Source organism: Rhodococcus sp. ARP2 (assembly GCF_001029585.1).
In the GTDB taxonomy this organism is placed as follows: domain Bacteria; phylum Actinomycetota; class Actinomycetes; order Mycobacteriales; family Mycobacteriaceae; genus Rhodococcus_F; species Rhodococcus_F erythropolis.
This window is the reverse complement of sequence record NZ_LEKE01000059.1, coordinates 24,112-45,647: the sequence shown is the minus strand read 5'-3', so window position 1 is coordinate 45,647 and position 21,536 is coordinate 24,112. Positions and strand designations below refer to the sequence as shown.

Sequence of the window (21,536 nt, the reverse complement as noted above, 5' to 3'; positions counted from 1 at the left end):
GAGGAAGGCTGACATGACGGTCGCCACAATCAACGGAATCCCCATCAATTACCAGGTCAAGGGTGATGGAGATCTGGTGGTGCTCATCATGGGGACCGGCAGCCCCGGCCGCGTCTGGGATCTGCACCAGACCCCGGCGCTGGTGGCCGCCGGCTACCGAGTCTGCACCTTCGACAACCGCGGAATCGCACCGTCCGGCGAGAGCCTCGGCGGCATCACGATGCCCGACATGGTTGCGGACACCGCCGGACTGATCGAGCACCTCGGTGGCGGCCCCGCCCATGTCATCGGAACCTCGATGGGCGCCCGGGTGGCGCAGGAACTGACGCTCGCCAGGCCCGATCTGGTTCGCAAAGCAGTGTTCCTCGCCGGCCACGCCCGGATGGATCATTTCCAGCAGGTCCTGACCGAGGGTGAGCGCCAGTTGTTCGACAGTGGCGTCGCGCTGCCGGCCAAATACCGTGCCGCAGTGACCGCGGTGATGAACCTTTCGCCGGCCACGCTGGCAGACGATCACTCGGCGCGCGACTGGATGGATATCTTCGAGTTCACCGGCGGCGCAACGTCACCGGGTGTTCGCGCACAGCTCGGTATGGACCGCGCCTTCGATCGACGGGGTGCGTACAAGTCGATCATGCGCCCCTGCCTGTCCGTCGCTTTCGCCGACGACCGCATGATCCCGCCCTACCTCTCCCGCGAGGTGGCGGACTGCATCGCGACGGCGTCGTTCGAAGAGATTCCCGACGCCGGACACTACGGGTACCTCGAGCGTCCGGAGGCCGTGAACAAGGTGCTGATCGACTTCCTGGCGAAGTAGTTTTCCGCATGCGAGAAAGGGCCTGACCTGCTGACTGCAGGTCAGGCCCTTCTCATATTTCAGGCCAGTGCCAGGAACAGCTTCTCGAGTTCGGCCTCGGTCATCGGTTCCTGACCTTCCGCGCTGTCACCGCTCAGGCATTCACGCAGCCCGGAAGCGACGATCTTGAACCCTGCTCGGTCCAGCGCCTTCGACACGGCTGCAAGCTGCGTGACGACGTCCTTGCAGTCGCGGCCGTTCTCGATCATCGAGATGACCCCGGCAAGTTGGCCGTGAGCACGCCGCAGTCTGTTCAGTACGAGCGCAATGCTCTCTTCGTCGCCGGTCATGGTGGCCCCTTCTCGAGTGTTCGTGCTGCGACCGAGGGTACCCCTGGGGGCATGTCACTGCTTGATCCAGTGTTTGATCCGGCTGCGGTGTCAGATCAACGAGTCGACGGCTGCCCGCAACTTGACGGCGGCGTCGGCCGCCACGGACTCCAGGCCTGGTTCGCCGGAAACCTGAACCATGAGAGCGGGATTCATCGCTTCGACGAAGAACGAATTCTCGGTAGTCGTATCTTCGCGGACGACAACGTTGCACGGCAGCAGGAGGCCGATCTGACGATCCACCGAAACTGCCCGATGGGCCAACGGCGGGTTACAGGCACCCAGGATCAGGTACTTTTCCATGTCCTCGTCCAGCTTCGCCTTGAGTGTTGCCTGCATGTCGATCTCGGTCAGGATGCCGAAGCCCTGCTCGGCGAGAGCAGTACGAGTTCGGGTGACGACGTCGTCGAAAGTTCCGGTGACCTTGGTTGCGATCGCTATCGGTTCTGTGGGTGTTGTCATTGCCCGCTCCTTGTCGTTGGCTGCGATGTCGTCGGCTTCGGTGCCATTGGCTTCGATGTCGTTGGCTTCGATTTCTCTTGCCTCCATCATACCCCTGGGGGTATCAAGAAGACAGTGATGTCGGGTACACGGTCAGCCATGCGAGAAGCTGATGTTCGGCAGGGCGCGTCGTAACCATGCCGGCGCCCACCAGGCTGCCCGGCCGCTGAGGCGCAGGAGAACGGGCAGCAGCACCAAGCGGACGAGCACTGCGTCCAGGAGGACAGCTACACCGAGAATGATGCCCATTTCCTTGGGTGGCAAGGGATCTGCGAGCGCAAAAGTGAAGAAGACCGCAACCATCACCGCTGCTGCCGCCGCAATGACCCGACCCGAATGTGCGAGGCCGTCGATGTGTGCGGTCTCGGGGTCACCTGTGCGTTCGTAGTGCTCCTTGGCGCTCGAGAGCAGGAACACGGTGTAGTCCATCGCGATGGCAAAGATCATGGCGAAGAAGAAGACCGGACCCCACCCGTTGAGAAACCCCTGGGGATCGAAGCCGAGCAGGCCTGCTCCGTGGCCGTCCTGGAAAATCAACTTCGCGATTCCGAATGCGGCCCCAGTGGACAGCAGGCTGACCAGCGTGCCGATCAAGGCGATCAAAGGTGCCTGGAGGGCGATCAGCAGCAACAGGAATCCGAGCGTCAGAATTACGACCACGATGATGGGAAGGTAGTCGTCGAGTGCCTGCTGAAGGTCGAGGTTTTCAGCCGGAGCGCCGCCGACGAGCGCCGATTCCGGCAGTTGCGACCGAAGGTCGGCAAGGATGGTTTCCATCGCAGGATCTGACGGGTCGACGGTGGGAACTGCTTGCAGCATAACCAGATCGGATCCGTCGCCCGCTTGTTGCGCTGGCGTGACCATGGCCACGCCATCCACGCTCATGGCAAGACGCGAGGTGTCGGCTGCATCGTCGGCGGACGTGACGATCTGCAGCATTCCGGGAGCGCCGTCACCGAACTGCTGCTGTACCAGTTCATAACCCTGCCGAACCGGGGCGTCCTCGGGAACCACGGCGATGGAGGGCATTGCAACCTTCAGGCCGAACACCGGAACAACGAGAGCGATAAGGACGATCAATGCGCCGATGCCGAAAGGCCACGGGTGCTTGTGCAGCAGGGAAGCCCAAGCTGCGAACATCGGGGAGCGGTGCTGCTGGCGCTTTGCATACGGTAGTGAACCGCCGTTGACCTTGGCGCCGATCCGGCCGAGCACGGCAGGTAGCAGGGTGAGTGTTGCGGCGAGAACGAAGATCACAGCGAGCATGATTCCGACAGCCATCGTGCGTACGGCCGGGGCTGGAACGATGAGCACCGCAGACAAACTGACCAGAACTGTGAGGCCGGAGAGGACAACAGCTTTGCCGGCGGTGTCCATCGTTTGAGCCACGGCGGCCCGCGGATCCGGATCGGTTCGCAGTGCTTCCCGGAACCTGGCGACGAGGAAGAGTGCGTAGTCGATGCCGAGTGCGAGAGCGAACATCATCGCGAAGTTCATGGCCCACACGGAAATCGGCGTGATCTCGTTGAGGATCACAAGCCCGCCCGCCGAGGCGACCAGACCTGCGAGTGTCAGAAGCAGTGGGAGTCCTGCGGCAACCAGGGAGCCGAAGGCCAACACCATGATCGCGAGAGTGACGGGCCACGACATCATTTCGGCCTTGATCATCGCTTCGTGATTGGCCTTGTTGAAATCGCTCCACAAAGCCGACGCGCCGGTGGGGTAAACCTCGATGGTGTCCGTGGACAATGCAGTGAGTTCCTTGCCGAGTTCGTCTACCGCACTGACCATCTCGTCGGTACTTGCGTTGGCGCCCGCGATCATGATGCCGGTATGTCCGTCCGGGCTGATGGTCATGCCGGTCTGCGGGGCGACCACTTCGCCGAAACGAGGGTCCGCGGAAAAGATTTCCGTTGCCGCCGCCAGCGTTTGCTGCATCGACGGATCGGTGATGGGCAGAGAATTCGAGTGAACGACCACCTGCACTGCAGCGGAGGAGTTTCCACCGAAATGCTGCTCGGCCAACTCGCGAACCTGCACTGATTCGGATCCGTTTGCCTGCCAACCTGCGCCGGCGAGGGAGGTGAAGACGCTGGGTGCTGCGGCGCCGAGTGCGACCAACGCGATCAACCAGACGCCGATGACGAGGCGGGTGTGCGCCGCCATCGATCGACCGAGGCGCGCGAGTATGCCGTCGGATTGGGCGGGTGGGTCCGCGGTGACTGTTCTGGTCGCTGACATCTTCGCTCCTGATACGGGTGGGGGTATTCCTGACCGTCACCTGTATACCCCCAGGGGTATGTGTCTGTCACATTCGAGGGTTCTCTATGCTGCTCGTTGCACCGTCTGATCGGAGACAGTGAAACGAACCGCGGTGAAACGAACCACGAGGAGCAGTGATCATGGACGCACACGACTGGGACGAGCGATACCGAGCGGTGACGGAGCCGTGGGGAATCGACCCGGCGGGAACCGTCGCAACACGAATTGCCGACCTGAAGCCGGGCACTGCGATCGATCTGGCCTGCGGCGACGGCCGTCACGCGCGGTGGATGGCCGGGCAAGGGTGGTCGGTGACTGCCGTCGACTACTCGTCGGTGGCGATCGATCTGGCACGGGCGAGTGACTTGGACAAGGCTGTCGACTGGCAGATCGGCGACGCGACCACGTGGCAACCGGAAGGGGTAGTTGACCTGGTGTTGGTCAGCTTTCTTCACCTCGAGGTCGACGAGCTGGCCGACACGCTCAAACGCGTCGGGGAGTGGCTGACGCCAGGCGGGCGCGTCCTCTATTTGGGGCATTCGATCGAGAACTTCCACCGTGGTGTGGGCGGCCCACCCGAACCGACCATTCTGCCCGGTATTTCCGATCTCGCTCGCGCCGCGGAGGGATCGAGGGTCTACGCCCTCGAACATGTCGTTCGGCCGCAGGACGGTAAGACGGCAATCGACGTTTTGCTCGAATTCGGTCCGTGGGAACAGGTCTGACCAGGGCGGGAGCGCACCTTCACGTTCCTGGGTAGCCTACCCTAAACTTGCGAGGGTGTTCGTCGTTCGATGAGCATGAACGACGATGATCGGATTTCTCGATGTCTGACCACTCTCAGGTAGCTCACCCGTCTGTATCGGGCGGTGGCGATCTGGACGCAACGCTCCCGGCGACGGCCGCTCAGCGTGAGGTGTGGGTTGCTCAGAACGTCGATCCGAGCAGTCCGGTGTACAACATCGGACTTGTCGTCGAGGTCGACGGGACGATCGACGTCGAGCGCGCGGCAGCGGCGATCAAGGCCACAGTCGGGCGCGTCGAAGCGCTGTTCGTGCACTTTCGGGTGGATGCTGACAACCAGCTGATCCAGGTGCCGATTCCGGATGCGCGCTGGGACGTGGAAATTCTCGACCTTCGCGCCGAGGCGGATCCCGATTCGACTGCGCAGTCGTGGATGGACACCGATATGGCTCGGGTCTTCGGTGCGGACGATCTGCTGTTCCGCCAGGTGCTTCTGCGAACTGCTGACGACCGAGTCATCTGGTATCAGCGCTATCACCACAGCGTGGTCGACGGGTACGGCATCTCGCTCATCGTCGCCGACGTAGCCGAGCGGTACGACGATCCGAACCTCGAGACTGCGGCGCCGTTGTGGTCGCTCGATGCGGTGGTGGCGGCCGATCTGGAATACCGGAACTCTCCGCGGTTCCAGCTCGACCGTCAGTACTGGGTCGAACGAGTTGAATCAGGACCGGAAGCAACGCGGATTCTGCATGGGCAGGTGGATGATTCGCTGCCGCCGATCGCGGCGATGCTCACGCTCGACGTCGATCGTGCAGCGCAGCTCTATCGCTATGCCGCCGACGCCGGGATTCGGCGAACTCGCCTGCCCATGGCTGCGCTGATCGCGTACATTGCACGAACCACCGGACAGCACGACGTTGTCGTCTCGGTGCCGATGGCCGCTCGGGTGGGTCGCGACATGCGGCGCACTCCCTCGATGGCGTCGACGATTCTGCCGCTCGGTATTCGGGTCGAACGCTCGGAAACCATCGGCCAGTTGGCAACTCGTCTCGATACCGCCTTGATCTCGATACTCAAGCACGGGCGGTACCGGGGAGAGGATCTCGCACGCGACGTGCGAGCAATCGATCCCGACCGCCAGGTCTTCGGTCCCGGCATCAACTCGATGATGTTCGAACACACACTCACCTTCGGCGGCTGCCCGGTGCGCGTGCGTAATTCGGTGACCGGTCGGGTCAGTGACCTGGATCTGAGTGTGCGCGGTGGTCAGGACGGGGAACCGATCGAGATCGACGTCCGCGCCCCGGCCGGATTCGACAGGGAGTTGGCCGATCACACCGCCAGAATCGAACAGTTCCTCGATCGATTCGTGGCCGAGCCGCAGCTTCCGATCTCGGCACTCGACCCCATGTCGCGCGCGGAGCGTGAACTCGTGCTCCACGGGTGGAACGACACCGCAGAACCGCAGCCCGTGACGACGGTGCCGGATTTGTTGCGCAGCAGCTTCTCTGCCGATCGGGGCGCTGTCGCCGTGGTCGACGGCAACGTTCGGCTGACCTACGGCGAGCTCGAAAGTCGGGTATCGCAGCTCGCCGCGCACTTGATCTCTCGCGGTGTCGCATCCGAAACCGTTGTGGCGATCGGCCTTCCGAGATCCGCCGAGATGGTGGTGGGGTTGTTGGCCGTCATGTGCGCCGGCGGCGCCTTCGTGCCACTGGATCCGTCCTGGCCCGCAGAGCGCCGCGAATCGGTACTCGCCGATGCCGGTGCCACATTGGTGCTCACCTCGGACGGCGTAGACGACTCCGTATTGGTCGATCTCTCCGCGTGGGCGTACGAGGGCGGGCCTTCGGACCTGTCCGAGATAATGACCTCTGGCATTCGTATTCACGGTACCCAACTCGCATATGTCATTTTCACATCCGGTTCGACCGGACGTCCGAAGGGCGCCATGATCCGCCACGAGGCAATCTGCGCAAGGTTGCTGTGGCAGCGGGAGCGGATTCTCGGGTTCGGGTCCGGTGATGCCTCTCTGTTCAAAGCCCCACTCTCGTTCGACATCTCGATCAACGAGATCCTGCTCCCGCTCGTTTCCGGCGGTCGATTGGTGATCGCGAAGCCAGAGGGGGAACGCGACCCGCAATACCTGCTCGACCTGATCGCCGGAGAATCGGTCACTTTTGTCTACTTGGTTTCGTCGATGCTCGACATCCTTCTGGATCTGGCGAACGGGACCGATCAGCTCGATTCGTTGAAGCACGTGTGGTGCGGCGGTGAGGTTCTCACGCCTGAACTCTTCGATCGGTTCCGTGCCCAACTGTCCACGACGCTGTATCACGGCTACGGGCCGGCGGAAGCGACCATCGGTGTCTCTCATGTGATCTACCGCGAGGACGCGGAACGAATTGCCACATCCATCGGGCGCCCGAACCCCAACACTCGCCTGTACGTGTTGGACGGTGACCTGCAGCCGGTTCCGGTCGGCACCGGCGGCGAACTCTACGCAGCGGGCTTCTTACTGGGGCGCGGATATGTGGGCGCGTCGGCGTTGACCGCGTCTCGTTTTCTCGCGGATCCCTTTGTTTCCGGAGATTTGGCCGGATCCCGGATGTATCGCACCGGTGACTTGGCTCGATGGACCGCCGACGGCACCCTCGACTTCCTGGGGCGCACGGACAATCAGGTGAAGATTCGTGGCATGCGTCTCGAACTCGAAGACGTCGAAGCCGCCGTGATCTCACACCCCGGAGTGCGCCACGTGGCAGTTCTGGTGCGTCAAGCACCCACAGGTGCAAAGTATCTCGCCGCGTACGTGAGTGCAGCGTCGGGGACGAACCTTGCGGTCGACTCACAGGACATTCGCGAGTGGGCGGCGAGCAAGCTGCCCGACTACATGGTCCCGACCACCGTCACTGTCCTCGACGAGTTTCCGCTCACGGCCAATGGCAAACTCGACCGTCGAGCCCTTCCTGAGCCCGATCTCGCCGAACTGAGTGCACACGTCGCCGCGAGAAACGAAGTCGAACAACAGTTCTGCACGTTGATCGCGTCGGCGGTAGGTCTCGAATCGGTTGGCGTGACCGACGATTTCTTTGCACTGGGCGGTGACAGCATCGTCGCGATCTCGCTCGTGACCGCGGCTCGTGCAGCCGGTTTGTCGATCAGTCCACGCGAGGTGTTTCAGCTGCGCACCGCAGAGGCGATGGCGCGCGCCCAATCCGGCCGAACGGCTGAGATCGTCGATCATGCGGACGAACCGATCGGCCACGTAGCCACGACGCCCATCGCTGCCAGGGCCCTCGGGACGCCGGACGCAGCACGAACCTTCCATCAGCGAGCGCTGATTCAGACTCCGTCAGCTTTGACGTCCGAGCACGTCGAGGCGGCGCTCGATGCCCTGGTGGCACGCCACGATGGACTTCGTGCGAAGTTGACTTCCGAAGGATCGCTGCTTGTTCCGGCCACCAACGAATCGGCTGTGGTCTTCGAGACCCGTGCACTACCGGTGCCGCTCGCAGAATGCGGACCGCTGATCGTCGCCGAGACCGAGCGAGCCGTCAGGCGTCTGAACCCGGCAGACGGCACGATGGTCAGTGCTGTTCTCTTCACCACTGCGACCGGTCCCGGACGACTGTTGCTTGTCATCCACCACGCGGTCGTCGACGGTGTCTCCTGGCGCATCATCCTCGAAGACCTTGCGCGCGCGGGTATCGCAGCGATACAAGGCGACGAACCCTCACTCGCTCCGGTCGGCACGTCGGTGAGAAGGTATGCCGAACTCGTTTCGGAGGCGGTCGGAACCGGGCGACTGGACTCGGAGATCGAGTTCTGGGACTCGGTGACTTCCGCACGACAGTCACCTCTCGGCCGTCGGGCACTCGACCCGGCAGTTGACCTCGCGCGCACCGCTGCGGCGCGATCGATCACCCTGCCTCCGGAATTCGCCGATCGGTTGTTGGGCAGTGTCCCACGGGCGTTCGGGGCCGACGTGAGCGAAGTGCTGATCACCGCATTGGCCGTTGCGCTGACCAAGTGGAGCGGTGCCGCATCGGTGACCATCGACTTGGAAGGGCACGGACGCGACGAAGACATCGTTCGCGGTGACGGCGCTGCGCACGTCGACCTGACACGTACTGTCGGATGGTTCACCACGGTATTCCCGGTTGCACTCGAGATCGGTACAGCCGCTCCGGATCTCGAAGCGAGCGGCGAGTTGGCGGCGGTTCTCAAGAGCGTCAAGGAGCAACTTCGACGCGTCCCGAACGCAGGCTTCGGGTACGGAGCATTGCGATACCTCGGCAGCTCGGATCAGTTGCGTAGCGTCGCAGCACCCGAGGTGGTGCTCAACTATCTGGGGCGCACTGCAGTTGCAGAGGGGGACTGGTTCCCGGTGTCGATGGACGGCGCTGCCGATCCGTCCATGCCGTTGGGTCACGCGTTGTCTGTCGACGTCGTAGCCGAGGAAGCGGCCGGTGGGCCACGACTGAGGGCCACTCTGACCTGGGCGTCGAATATCTTCCTGCGTAGCGACATCGACAGGTTTGCGCGGTTGTGGCTGGACTCGCTCAAGGCCGTGTCCGGGCTCGCAGCCTTCGGCGGCGCGACACCGTCCGACTACCCTCTGGTGGCGCTCACTCAGGCCGATGTGGACGGGTTGCCGAAGGCAGAAGAGATTCTCCCGCTCACTCCGTTGCAGGAAGGGATCTACTTCCATTCGGCTTTTGCCGATCCGGGGGCTGATCAGTATGTCGTGCAACAGGTCGTGGAGCTGACCGGCGCCGTGGACAGCGCGGCTCTGCGCCGTGCGCTGCAATCCGTCGTGGATCGACACGAGGCGCTGCGCACCGGATTCTCGGTCCTGGGCGACGGCCGGGTCGTGCAGGTGGTGCACCCGAGCGTCGTCGTGGAGATGGCAGTAGTCACGGATGCCGGCGCCGACGTGGATGAACTGCTTTCCGCCGACCGCGCGCGCGGGTTCGACCTCGCGCAGCCGCCGCTCGTCCGTTACACACTGCTCCGTGCCTCTTCGGAGAAGTACCTTCTGCTGCAGTCGATTCACCATGCGGTTGCAGACGGATGGTCGGTCCCGGTGATGCTGCGGGAGCTGATGGCGTCGTACAGCGTTGGCGATTCCGGCGTGGTGCTCCCGAGTCCGGCGCCGTACCGCAGCTACCTCGAATGGTTGGCCGGCCACGATCACGAGGCTTCGGCAGCGGTGTGGAGAAAAGCACTGAACTCTCCCGGGCCCGCGGTCGAACTTCCCGCGCCGAGCGCGGGCAGCAGCGGTGTCCATGCTACCCGAGTCGAGCTGTCCGACAGTGATACTCGCGCGCTGTCGACCACCGGACGCTCCTACGGTTTGACGCTGAGCACGCTCGTGCACGGCGCCTGGGGACTGGTGCTCGGCCGAATGACCGGCCGAACAGACGTGCTGTTCGGATCAACCGTATCGGGACGCGGTGGAGACCTGCCCGGCATCGAGTCCATGGTGGGCTTGTTCATCAACACTGTGCCGGCTCGGTTGCGGTTCGATCCGGCAGAGACAGCTGCGCAAGCACTTTCTCGTTGGCAGAGGGAACAATCGGAACTACTCGACCATCAGTACCTGGGGCTACCGGAACTGCGGCGGACCGGCGGACTGGAGCAGAACTTCGAATCACTGGTCGTGTTCGAGAACTATCCACTCGGTGACACGGCAATCGCTGATCCGACGAACTCGGTGCGACTGACGGGAATTCGATTCGACGAGCGACCGGCCTACCCGCTGACCCTGATCGTCGTCCCCGGCGATCAATTGGCGTTGGAATTGAAGTACGACGCTGCTCAGGTGGACGGCGATGCCGCTGCGTCGCTGGCCGAAGCTCTCGCAGTCGTACTCACCGAGCTCTCTCGCGATCTCGACCAGGTCATCGGCCGGATCGCGCTGGCACCCGCACAGCCGGGTAGCATCGGCACGGCCTTGGATCGGCCGCGCGCAACGCTGACCGAGCTGCTGCAGGATCAAGCCGGGCGTACGCCCGAAGCCACCGCAGTGATCTTCCGTGAAGAGTCGTTGACCTACGCCGAACTTCACTCTCGCGCTGATCGTTTTGCGCATCTGCTGCACGAACGTGGCGTCGGACGCGAATCATTGGTGGCGGTTGCCTTGCCGCGCTCGGTCGATCTGATGGTTGCGATACTCGGCATCGGGAAGGCCGGGGGAGCATACGTTCCGCTCGACACCGGCTATCCGGCGGAGCGGCTGACGTACATGCTGGACGACGCCGATCCGGTGTGCGTCGTGGTGTCGGAAGATTCTTCACTCGATTCGGGTTCGGTTCCGCGGGTGACGGTATCGGAGTCCGCGCAGTTCCCAGCCGAACCGCTGAGTGTCCCAGGATCGCCCGCGGATGCCGCGTACATGATCTACACCTCGGGTTCGACCGGTCGTCCCAAAGGCGTTGTGGTCACCAACGAGGGTGTGGTCAACCGATTGCTCTGGGCACAGCAGATACGTCCGCTGGACTTCTCCGACCGGATGCTGCAGAAGACCCCGTCGAGTTTTGACGTCTCCGTCCCCGAATTCTTCTGGCCGTTCCTGGTGGGGGCAACTCTGGTGATGGCCGAGCCGGACGGGCACAAGGATCCGGGCTATCTGGCCGACGTCATCGTCGAACATTCCGTGACCCGAGTGCATTTTGTTCCGTCGATGCTGGAAGTTTTTCTTGCGGAGCCGAAAGCAGCACTGTGCTCTTCCCTCGAGATCGTCAACTGCAGCGGTGAGGCACTGCCCGTTCACGTTGCACGCAAGGTTGCCGAGATCCTGCCGAACGTTCTGGTGGACAACCTCTACGGCCCCACCGAGGCCGCCGTCGACGTCAGTTGGCAGCCGTCGGTGCAGGAAACTCCGGCAGACGCGGTCAGTGTCCCGATCGGCGAACCCGCCGCCAATACCGGCCTGTTCGTTCTCGATCCGTATCTGCAGAACGTTCCGGCCGGTGCCACCGGTGAGCTGTATCTGGCTGGACCACAACTGGCGCGTGGTTACAACGGACGTGGGGGATTGACCTCCGAAAGATTTGTGGCGAATCCGTACAGCGACGGCGGCTCGCGGATGTACCGGACCGGTGACATCGTGCGGTGGAATGCCGACGGCGTTCTCGAGTACCTCGGCCGTGTCGACGAGCAGGTGAAGGTTCGTGGATTCCGCATCGAGCTCGGTGAAATCGAAGCGCAGTTGGCATTGTGCCCCGGAGTCTCGGCAAGTGCCGTGATCGTCCGAACCGACGGTCCGAGTAACCGCGCACAGGTGGTCGCCTATCTGGTCGGAGATGCTGATGACGCTGCGGTTCGAGGGCAGTTGTTGTCGGTGCTGCCGGAGTTCATGGTGCCGAGCGCGTTCGTGCGGCTCGAGTCGTTGCCGCTGAGCCCGAGTGGCAAGCTCGACCGAAAAGCCCTACCGGCACCGGATTTCGCGGCACAGGTGGGCGAAACGACGGGAGTAGTTTCCTCGGGCGTTGCCGACCTGCTCGCCAGGCATTTCGCGACAGTTCTCGGCCTGCCACGCGTCGGGGCACGCGACGACTTCTTCACTCTCGGCGGCGACAGTATCCTGGCGATCCGACTGGTCAACCTGGCTCGTCGTGATTCGGTAGTACTGACCCCGCGTCAGATCTTCGAATTGCGCACTCCCGCTGCGATCGCCGCAGCGGTGGGTGATGTCGCCACGTCGGTTGCCACCGTCACGGCCGACATCGGCGTGGGTGAGCTGGTTCCGCTGCCGGTGGTGCACCGCTTGTCCGAATGGACGGGTGGTACCGATCGCTTCAACCAGGCAGTTCTGATCCACTCTCCGGCAACATCTCTCGATTCGATCACCGGCGCATTGCAGGCCGTGCTCGATCACCACGACGGACTTCGCCAAACCTTGATCCGACATGACCGCGGAATGTGGTCGGCGCGGATCGAGGAACCCGGCAGTATCCGGGCAGCGAACCTTGTCGAACGCGTTGATGCTCGGGGACTGGATGACACCGAGTTGCGGACGCTCATCACCGAACGTTCCGAGTGTGCGACCAGTCGTTTGGATCCGTCTGCAGGACGGATGGTCTCGGTGGTCTGGTTCGATTGTGGCGCTGATAATCTGGGCCGACTCGCGATAGTCGCGCACCATCTGGTCGTGGACGGGGTTTCGTGGGGAACCCTGCTCGAGGATCTCGCGATGGCCTGGGTGGCCGTCGAGGCCGGAGAGCCCGCAGCATTGGACGCCGTCGGAACTTCGCTGCGTACCTTCTCCCGCACGGTGGCCGAACACGCAAGCAGTGCTCATCGATTTGCCGAACTCGATCACTGGTTGACCGTGACCGCTCCGGGCGCGGAGTTGATCCCCGGTACCGCGAGCTATGCCGTTGTATCCGGAGGCGCGAGGCGCACGGTCACGGTGGACGGAGCAATCTCCGAGGCGGCACTCGGAACGGTTGCGGCAATGCTGGGTGCCGAGGGAACGGATGTTCTGTTGGCTGCGTTGGTGATGTCGGTCGAGCGCTGGCGTCGTTCCACCGGTCGCAGTGAGCGCGAACTGCTGGTCGATCTCGAAAGGCACGGCCGCGAGGAATTGGTACCCGGGACCGATCTGTCGCGAACAGTCGGCTGGTTCACCACGATTGCCCCGATGCGACTGCTCGGCGGAACCGACCCGGTGGACACGCTGCGCGAGGTGAAGGAGAGCCTGCGGGCGGCTCCGGACGGCGGTATCGGCTACGGGATGTTGCGGTACGTGAATGCACGTACGGCATCGAGATTGGCGGGGCGCTCCGAATCTCAGATCCTGTTCAATTATCTCGGACGTACGACGACAGCTGGATCGACAGCATGGTCCCTGGCAGCGGAATCCGAAGCCATGTCCACCGATCCCGACGCAGACATGGGAGGTCCGTATCGGCTGATCGTGAATGTCGTCAGCGTGGATTCGGAACTCCGTGCCGACTTCGCTTGGGCAAGTGAAGATTTGTCCGAGGAGGATGCGCAGTCACTCTCCGACGGCTGGGTTTCGGCGCTCGGCGATCTGGCGGCTGCGGCCGCGGAGCATGACGGGCCTCCCATCCTGACCCCGTCCGATGTGCCGTTGCTCGACCTGAGTCAGGCCGAGATCGACGCGATAGCCGACGCGAGCCCGGCCGGTGTCAGCAGCATCCTCCCACTCTCACCGTTGCAGGAAGGCCTGTACTTCCAAGCCGGCTACGCAGGCAGCAGCGACAGCAGTAGTGGTGGAGACATCTACACGGCACAGTTCTCGATGGATTTCGGGCACACCCTCGATGTCGACAAGTTGGCTGCGGCCGCCCGGACACTTCAACGACGAAATCCCACGTTGCGAGCGGGATTCGTGAGCGAAGGACTGAACGAGCCCGTGCAGTTCTTCAGTGCGGGACTCGATGTTCCCGTCGCCGTCCACGATCTCCGTCAACTCGACGACTCGGCTGCTCGTGAGCGCGCCGAGGCCGTCGCCGCCCAAGACAGAGTGACTCCATTCGACCTGACCGCGCCGCCGCTGTGGCGTATGAGCGTGCTGCATCTGCCCGGCGGACATGATCGACTGGTGATCAACAGGCAGTTCCTGTTGTGGGACGGCTGGTCCAACGGCCTTGTCGTCAGCCAGCTTCTGGCGCTGTACGACACCGGCGGGGACGACAGCGCATTTGGCGAACCCGAGGGGTCGTTCGAGGCCTACCTCGCCTGGTTGGCCGACCGCGACGGTGCAGCCGCTGACGCGGGGTGGCGCGGAGCGCTCGCAGGACTCGAGGAGCCGACGCTTGTTGCCGAGCCTGCGCCCGGCGTCGAACCTCAGCTTCCGGATCGCCGCGATGCGGTTCTGTCGGAACCGCTTTCGCGTGCATTGCGTGAGCGCGCTGCCGCATCCGGCGTCACGTTCAACACGGTACTCAACGCAGCGCTGGCTATGGTGCTGGCGTCGGCCACCGGTCGACAGGACGTCGTCTTCGGCTCCACGGTTGCCGGAAGGCCGCCGGAGGTACCGGGAATCGACACCGTGGTGGGCATGTTCCTCAACACCGTTCCCGTTCGGCTGCAACTGGATCCGAACGAGAGCGTCGAGGAACTTCTTCGTCGCACTCAGGCGGATCGACTTTCGCTGATGCCGTTCGACTATCTCGGATTGGCCTCGATCCAGCGTGTTTCCGAGCATCGTCAACTGTTCGACGTGCTGATGGTCCTGCAGAACTTCGTGGACGAGAAGCAAGTCGACGCACTCAATGCCGCACACGACGTGAGCGGCAGCGACAGTATCGATCACACGCACTATCCGCTGACTGTGGTGGTCACCCCGGGTACCACCGTCAACGTCAAGTTCGAGTTCCATCCGCATCTGGTGACCGCGCGCCGAGCCGAGGACCTGCTCGGTCACTTCGTCGACCTTCTCCAGAGTTGGTCGCAGGATATGACAGGTTCGGTCGTTGCGACGCCGACTCCCGCGGTAGCGCAGCAGACGCAGATCCGAGAGTTGCCGGAGCGCACCATTGCCGACCTGTTCGAAGAGGTGGCGTCGGCGCAACCGAACGACACGGCACTCGTGTTCGGGAAGCGTCGGATGACCTACGCCGATCTCGACGGCGAGATCAATCGGATGGCGCGGTTGCTGATCAACTACGGCGCCGGGCCGGAAAAGATCGTGGCTCTTGGTCTGCCGCGCTCGGTGGACATGGTCGTCGCGCTCTTCGCCGTATTGCGCACGGGCGCTGCCTACCTACCCCTCGAACTCGACCATCCGGCCGAACGGTTGGCCGTGATGATCGACGACGCAGATCCGGTCGTGTTGCTGACGACTGTCGCCGCCGCACCGAAATTCGAAGGCGCGGACGTCCGCACCGCGGACATTCGGACCATCGTGCTCGACGAGCCGGACACTGCGGCAAGGCGACTGACGATCTCGGCGCGGGCACTCTCCGCGGCGGAACTCGGAGCATTCGCCCCGGGAGCACCGCATCGGCTCGACCACCCCGCGTACGTCATCTACACCTCCGGTTCGACCGGCAAGCCCAAGGGCGTGGTCACCGGTTACCGCGGCTTGACGAACATGCAGTTCAACCACCGCGAGGCGATCTTCGAACCGGTGATCGCCGCGACGGGCCGGCGCCTGCGGATCGCGCACACCGTGTCCTTCGCCTTCGACATGTCGTGGGAGGAACTTCTGTGGCTCGTGGAAGGTCACGAGGTGCACATCTGTGACGAGGATCTGCGTCGTGATGCCGAGGCGCTCGTTGCATACTGCGACGCACAGGAAATCGACGTCGTCAACGTGACACCGACCTACGCGACGCACCTGATCGACAGCGGGTTGCTCGACGACGGTGTGGGACAACACCGTCCTCCGCTGGTCCTACTCGGCGGTGAAGCCGTTCCGGATTCGGTGTGGAACAGGCTGCGCGAGACCGAGGGAACCGTGGGCTACAACCTCTACGGTCCGACGGAATACACGATCAACACTCTCGGCGGCGGAACGACCGACAGTGACACCCCGACGGTCGGCAAGCCGATCTGGAACACCACGGCGCACATTCTCGACGGCTGGCTGCGACCGGTCCCCGACGGGGTTGCCGGCGAACTGTACATTGCCGGAGCCGGTTTGGCTCGCGGCTACCTCGGACGCTTTGCGCTCACGTCCGAGCGCTTTGTCGCAGATCCGGCCGGGACCGGAGAACGTATGTACCGCACCGGGGATCTGGTGCGGCGACGCGCTGACGGCAACCTGGACTTCCTGGGCCGCACCGACGACCAGGTGAAGATCAGAGGTCACCGCATCGAGCCGAGCGAAATCGTCTCCGTTCTCGAATCCGACGAGCACGTGCGGCAAGCAGCGGTCGTGGTCGACGTCGGGGCGGGCGGAGTCAAGAGGCTCGTCGGCTACGTGACACCCGTGCAACTCGGCGCCGTGCACGACTATCGCGCGCAGGCGCGAGTTCTCCTACCCGACTACATGGTTCCGGCCGTGGTGATCGAGGTGGAGTCACTACCGATGACCGTCAACGGCAAGCTCGACGTCAAGGCACTGCCCACGGCCGATTCGGTGCTGGGGGAGCGGAGTGGGGAGTCGATTGCACCGCGGAACCACACGGAAGAGGTTCTCTGTGAGCTCTTCTCCGACGTACTCGATGTGGACGACATCGGTGTCGACGACAACTTCTTCGACCTCGGTGGGCACTCGCTTCTGGCCACCAAACTGATCAGTCGAGCTCGGATCGCCATTCCGAACAGTCTGACCATGCGTGATCTCTTCGAAGCGCCGACCGTCGCGGAACTCGCGGAACGCATTGTGGTCGAGCAGGGATCGACGCGACCGATGCTGGTAGCGAAGCCGCGGCCGGACCACCTTCCACTTTCTGCCGCTCAACAGCGTTTGTGGCTGATCGGACAGATGGAAGAGAACTCCGCGGCCTACAACTTCCCGATCGTGCTCCGCTTGGACAGTGCATTGGACGCGGACGTCTTCGCCGCGGCGCTGGGTGACGTCGTTGGACGACACGAATCCTTGCGTACGGTGTTCCGGTTGGTGGACGGAACACCGGAACAGATAATTCTCGAATCGGCGAAGGTTCCGGTCGAGACAGTTCATTCACGGGAATCCGGTGTCGCCGGCGAAGTTGCAGTGGCAGTGGGCCGTCCGTTCGACCTTTCGAACGAGATTCCGATTCGCGCCCGTCTGATCCGAGTAGACGGTGCCGTAATCGTCGTGATCGTCCTGCATCACATCACAACGGACGAATGGTCCGATCGGCCGTTCCTGCGCGATCTGATGTCTGCCTACTCCTCTCGGATTCAGGGCGAGGAGCCAGCGTTCGAACCGCTACCGGTTCAGTACGCGGACTACACCCTGTGGCAACGGGAATTACTCGGCAGCGCCGACGATCCGTCGAGTGTCCTGAGCACGCAGTTGGACTTCTGGGCGAAGAGTTTGGACGGAGCCCCCGAAGAACTGCTGCTTCCCACCGACCGGAGCCGACCGGCCAGACCGAGTTTCTCCGGTGGCGCAGTGGTAACGCGGTTGGGTGTGGACACAACTGCCGCACTGCGAGACCTGGCGCGCGAGAGCCAGAGTTCGATGTTCATGGTCCTGCACGCGGCGTCGGCGGCGTTGCTGACTGCGCTCGGAGCGGGTGAGGACCTTCCCCTCGGCGCTCCCGTAGCCGGACGTAGTGAACAGGGGCTCGACGACTTGGTCGGCTTCTTCGTCAATACGATTGTGCTGCGCACGGATACGTCAGGTAACCCGACGTTCCGGGAGTTGGTGGATCGCGTTCGCGAGGGAGACCTCGAGGCCTTCGCCAACGCCGATGTTCCCTTCGAAACTGTGGTGGAACGCCTCAATCCGTCGCGCACCTTGGCACGCAACCCGCTGTTCCAGGTCATGGTCGGCTATCACAGCCGCGAGGAGATGGGCGGGGATCCGTTCGAACTCGAGGAGTACACAGCCAAGTTCGATCTGGTGTTCAACTTCACCGAGTACCTCGGCGACGAAGGCTGCATCGACGTCCGACTCGAATACGGCAGCGACCTCTTCGATCGCGAAACAGCACAGCGAATTTCGAACCGATTGGAATCGGTGATCGCGGCAGTCGTGGAATCGGCCGACATTGAGATCGGCGACATCGACATCTTCTTGCCCGGCGAACTCGAACAGGTTGTCACCTCGTTCAACGACACCGCCGTCGACGTGCCGGAGGAAACGTTCTACGACGCCTTCGCGCGTGGGGTCGCTGCTACACCCGAGGCGATTGCGGTGCGCGACGAGGCGGGGCAGGCCACGTACCGCGAGCTCTCCGAGCAATGTGATCGGATAGCCGGCGTGCTGTATCGGCGCGGGGTCTCGGTCGAAGACGTGGTGGGACTTGCCGTCCCGCGTTCGGTGGAGATGGTCGCGTCGGTCCTCGCCGTGCTCAAGCTGGGGGCAGCGTATCTACCCCTGGATCTGAGCCACCCGAGCGAGCGCATCGCCTACATGCTCACCGATTCTCGCACGTCGGTACTACTGTCCACCTCGGAGGAAAGCTCGCGGATCGAGGATGTGGCCGGCGTCGAGCGAATCCTCTTGGACGATCCGCTAATCCTTGCGGAACTGGAAGAGGCAGCGATCGTCGAAACTCCCAGGCCACCAGTTGGCGTCAACCACGCGGCCTATGTCATCTACACTTCGGGATCGACCGGCAAGCCGAAGGGCGCCGTCCTTTCTCATGACGGTATTCCGAGTCTTGTTGCGACAGCCGAGGTTCGGATGCGACTGGTACCGGGTTCGGTGGTGATGCAGTTTGCTTCGGTCGGCTTCGACGTTGCGGTATTCGAATTGGCGATGGCTCTGTGCACGAGCAGCACCCTGGTGATCGTGCCGCAGAGCGCACGAGTGGCCGGCCCGGCGTTGACCGATTTCATGACGAGCAATCGCGTGACTCATGCAATCATCCCTCCCTCGTTGCTGGCCGCCCTGCCGGCGGGATGTGAAGTTCCGCAGGGTTGCACGGTGTTGGTCGGAACCGAGACGGTTCCGCCCGAGCTGATCGGGCGATGGGCGGAGCGGCTGAATTTGCTTGCTGCGTACGGACTCACCGAAGCCACGGTGAACAACACTCTGTGGCAGGCGGAACCCGGTTGGAACGGTGCTGTGCCCATCGGAGTCCCCGACCCCAACGAACAGGCGTACGTGCTCGACGATCAACTGCGTCCGGTTCCGCCGGGAGTATCCGGCGAGCTGTACATCGCGGGACGCGGCCTGGCGAGAGGCTACCTGGGCCGGTTCGATCTGACGGCACAGAGATTCATCGCCGATCCCTTCACCGCGGGCGATCGCATGTATCGCACCGGCGACCGAGCGCGGTGGCGCTCGGACGGGAACATCGACTTCCTCGGCCGCGTGGACGATCAGGTCAAGATTCGCGGTTTCCGAATCGAATTGGGTGAAATCATCGGAGCTCTCAGTGCCCATCCTTCGGTGAAGCAGGCAACGGTCGTCGCGGATCGGCAGGGCGAAATCACGCGCCTGGTCGGTTACGTGTCACCCGAACCCGGTGCTGTGGTGGACACGACGGCAGTGCGAAATCTCGCTGCAATGTCGTTGCCCGACTACATGGTCCCGACCATGGTTGTCGCTCTCGATGCTCCGCTCCCGTTGACGCCCAACGGAAAGCTCGACCGCAAGGCGTTGCCCGCTCCGGACTGGTCGGAGTTGGCGGGTGATGTTGCTCCTCGCACTGCCGTGGAGTCCACGGTTGCAGCTGCCTTCGCGGAGATATTGCAACTCCCGAGCGTCGGAGTCCACGACAGTTTCTTCGAACTAGGTGGACATTCGATGGCTTCGATGAAACTGGTCGGTCGCATTCGTGAAGCGTTCGGCGTGGACGTCAGTATTCGAGACGTGTTCGACGCACCGAGCGTTGCGGAGTTGGCGGCAGTCGTTGCGCGTTCGGAGGGTGGACGCCCGGTCCTGGCGCCGGCGGCGAGGCGTCCGGAGACCATGGGTCTGTCTGCGCCGCAACGTCGTCAGTGGGAGTTGTTCCGCGCAGCCGGCGAGCACCCGCAAGCAAGCCACGCTCTGGCGCTGACCCTGAATTCGAAGATCGATCCGGAGATTCTCGGGCACGCCTTGGACGATGTGACGTCGCGGCACGAACCCCTGCGGACCACCTTCGTCGAGGTCGACGGCATCGTCGTGGCAAGAGAATCGGTGCGGCCGACTGTCGATGTGGTCGATGTCGGCGCCGGCGATGTGGGTCGAGTGGTGTTCGAACTGGCTCAACTTCCGATGGATCTGCGTGAGCAATCGCCGTTGCGGGTTCATCTGGTGCTCGGTGAAGACGGCTCTCGGACACTGCTTCTCGTCATGCACTACATCGCCGTCGACGAGTGGTCCGTAGTGCCGCTGCTGGGAGATCTGGTCTCTGCTTATGCAGCCAGGTTGCAGGGAGATCAACCGATCTGGGACGAGCTTGCGTTGACCTACGCCGACTACACCGTGTGGTCGGACGAGCTGTTGGGAGACCCCCTGGACGTCGACAGCCGTGCGTCGAAGCAACTTGCGTACTGGCAGGATGCGCTCGACGGAATACCGACCAGTGTGAATCTTCCGTTGCCGGAAGATGACTCGGAACCTCGGGGTGACGTGGTCTCTGTCGACATCGACGCGGATCTGCACGCCAGAATCGACGCGCTGGCTGCGCGCACCGGGACGAGCATGTTCATGGTCCTTCAGGCTGCGCTGGCCGCCGTTCTCACGAAGGCTGGGGCGGGTACCGATCTTCCGATCGGTTCATTGGTTGCGGGCAGGTCGGATCCCCGTCTCGAACCGATGATCGGATCCTTCTTCAATGTTGTTCTCCTGCGCACGGATACGTCCGGTAGTCCGACGTTTGCAGAATTGCTCGGTCGGGTGAGGGAAGGCAACCTGGAAGCGCTGAGCAATCAGGACGTCTCGTATGTGTATGTCGAGCAGGCTCTGGGTAATCCGGCGTCCATGAGACCTCAGGTGATGGTGATCCATCACCAACAGGCGGATTTGGACGGGCTCGGCGACTTCGGTTCTCTCGTACCGATTCCGGTGGGAGTGCCCGATGCGGATTTGACGTTGAGTTTTTACGAGCCGGTGGGCGAAGAGCCTGTTTTTGCAACTCTCGGGTTCCGTGCCGACCGCGTCGATGCGGGCGCGGTCCGTGAATGGGCAGGTCAGCTGGTCGACGTGATCGAGGCTGCGGCCATCGCCGAAGGGGATGACGTGAGTGAAGGGGCGAAACTATGACATACGTCGCATCGCTCCGCGGGGTCGACCGCTATACGGGGGCTCACAGTATTGATACCCTCACCTC

6 protein-coding genes are annotated in these 21,536 nt (G+C 63.1%); 3 read left to right on the top strand and 3 right to left on the bottom strand.

Translation table 11 applies throughout. From position 1 onward, the window contains the following. Positions 1-13 precede the first annotated feature (13 nt). A complete protein-coding gene (locus tag ABX74_RS16620) occupies positions 14-817 on the top strand; it encodes an alpha/beta fold hydrolase (protein WP_020906324.1) in 804 nt (267 codons plus the stop codon). Between the two features lie 59 nt (positions 818-876). Here ABX74_RS16620 and ABX74_RS16615 read toward each other — a convergent pair whose 3' ends face one another. The 3 genes from ABX74_RS16615 to ABX74_RS16605 all read right to left on the bottom strand — a co-directional run bounded on the left by ABX74_RS16615 (position 877) and on the right by ABX74_RS16605 (position 3,927). Next, complete coding sequence (locus ABX74_RS16615; RefSeq protein WP_007734349.1) at positions 877-1,146, bottom strand: metal-sensitive transcriptional regulator; 270 nt, start codon at positions 1,144-1,146, stop codon at positions 877-879. A 90-nt stretch (positions 1,147-1,236) separates the two neighbouring features. Beyond that, positions 1,237-1,647, bottom strand: coding sequence for a DUF302 domain-containing protein (locus tag ABX74_RS16610; protein ID WP_047889273.1), 411 nt, complete (start codon positions 1,645-1,647; stop codon positions 1,237-1,239). 132 nt (positions 1,648-1,779) lie between these two features. Further along, entirely contained in the window at positions 1,780-3,927 is a 2,148-nt protein-coding gene (locus ABX74_RS16605) for an MMPL family transporter (protein WP_047889259.1), read from the bottom strand. Between the two features lie 161 nt (positions 3,928-4,088). Between ABX74_RS16605 and ABX74_RS16600 the strand changes: the two genes are divergently transcribed. Then, positions 4,089-4,673, top strand: coding sequence for a class I SAM-dependent methyltransferase (locus ABX74_RS16600; RefSeq protein ID WP_030534697.1), 585 nt, complete (start codon positions 4,089-4,091; stop codon positions 4,671-4,673). 101 nt (positions 4,674-4,774) lie between these two features. Beyond that, a complete protein-coding gene (locus ABX74_RS16595; protein WP_047889258.1) occupies positions 4,775-21,469 on the top strand; it encodes a non-ribosomal peptide synthetase in 16,695 nt (5,564 codons plus the stop codon). The last annotated feature ends 67 nt before the right edge of the window (positions 21,470-21,536 follow it).

What these genes read in the sequence shown, in the direction of transcription:
- ABX74_RS16620 (WP_020906324.1), top strand. Translation starts at nt 14, where the DNA reads ATGACGGTCGCCACAATCAACGGAATCCCCATCAATTACCAGGTCAAG.
- ABX74_RS16615 (WP_007734349.1), bottom strand. Translation starts at nt 1,146, where the DNA reads ATGACCGGCGACGAAGAGAGCATTGCGCTCGTACTGAACAGACTGCGG.
- ABX74_RS16610 (WP_047889273.1), bottom strand. Translation starts at nt 1,647, where the DNA reads ATGACAACACCCACAGAACCGATAGCGATCGCAACCAAGGTCACCGGA.
- ABX74_RS16605 (WP_047889259.1), bottom strand. Translation starts at nt 3,927, where the DNA reads ATGTCAGCGACCAGAACAGTCACCGCGGACCCACCCGCCCAATCCGAC.
- ABX74_RS16600 (WP_030534697.1), top strand. Translation starts at nt 4,089, where the DNA reads ATGGACGCACACGACTGGGACGAGCGATACCGAGCGGTGACGGAGCCG.
- ABX74_RS16595 (WP_047889258.1), top strand. Translation starts at nt 4,775, where the DNA reads ATGTCTGACCACTCTCAGGTAGCTCACCCGTCTGTATCGGGCGGTGGC.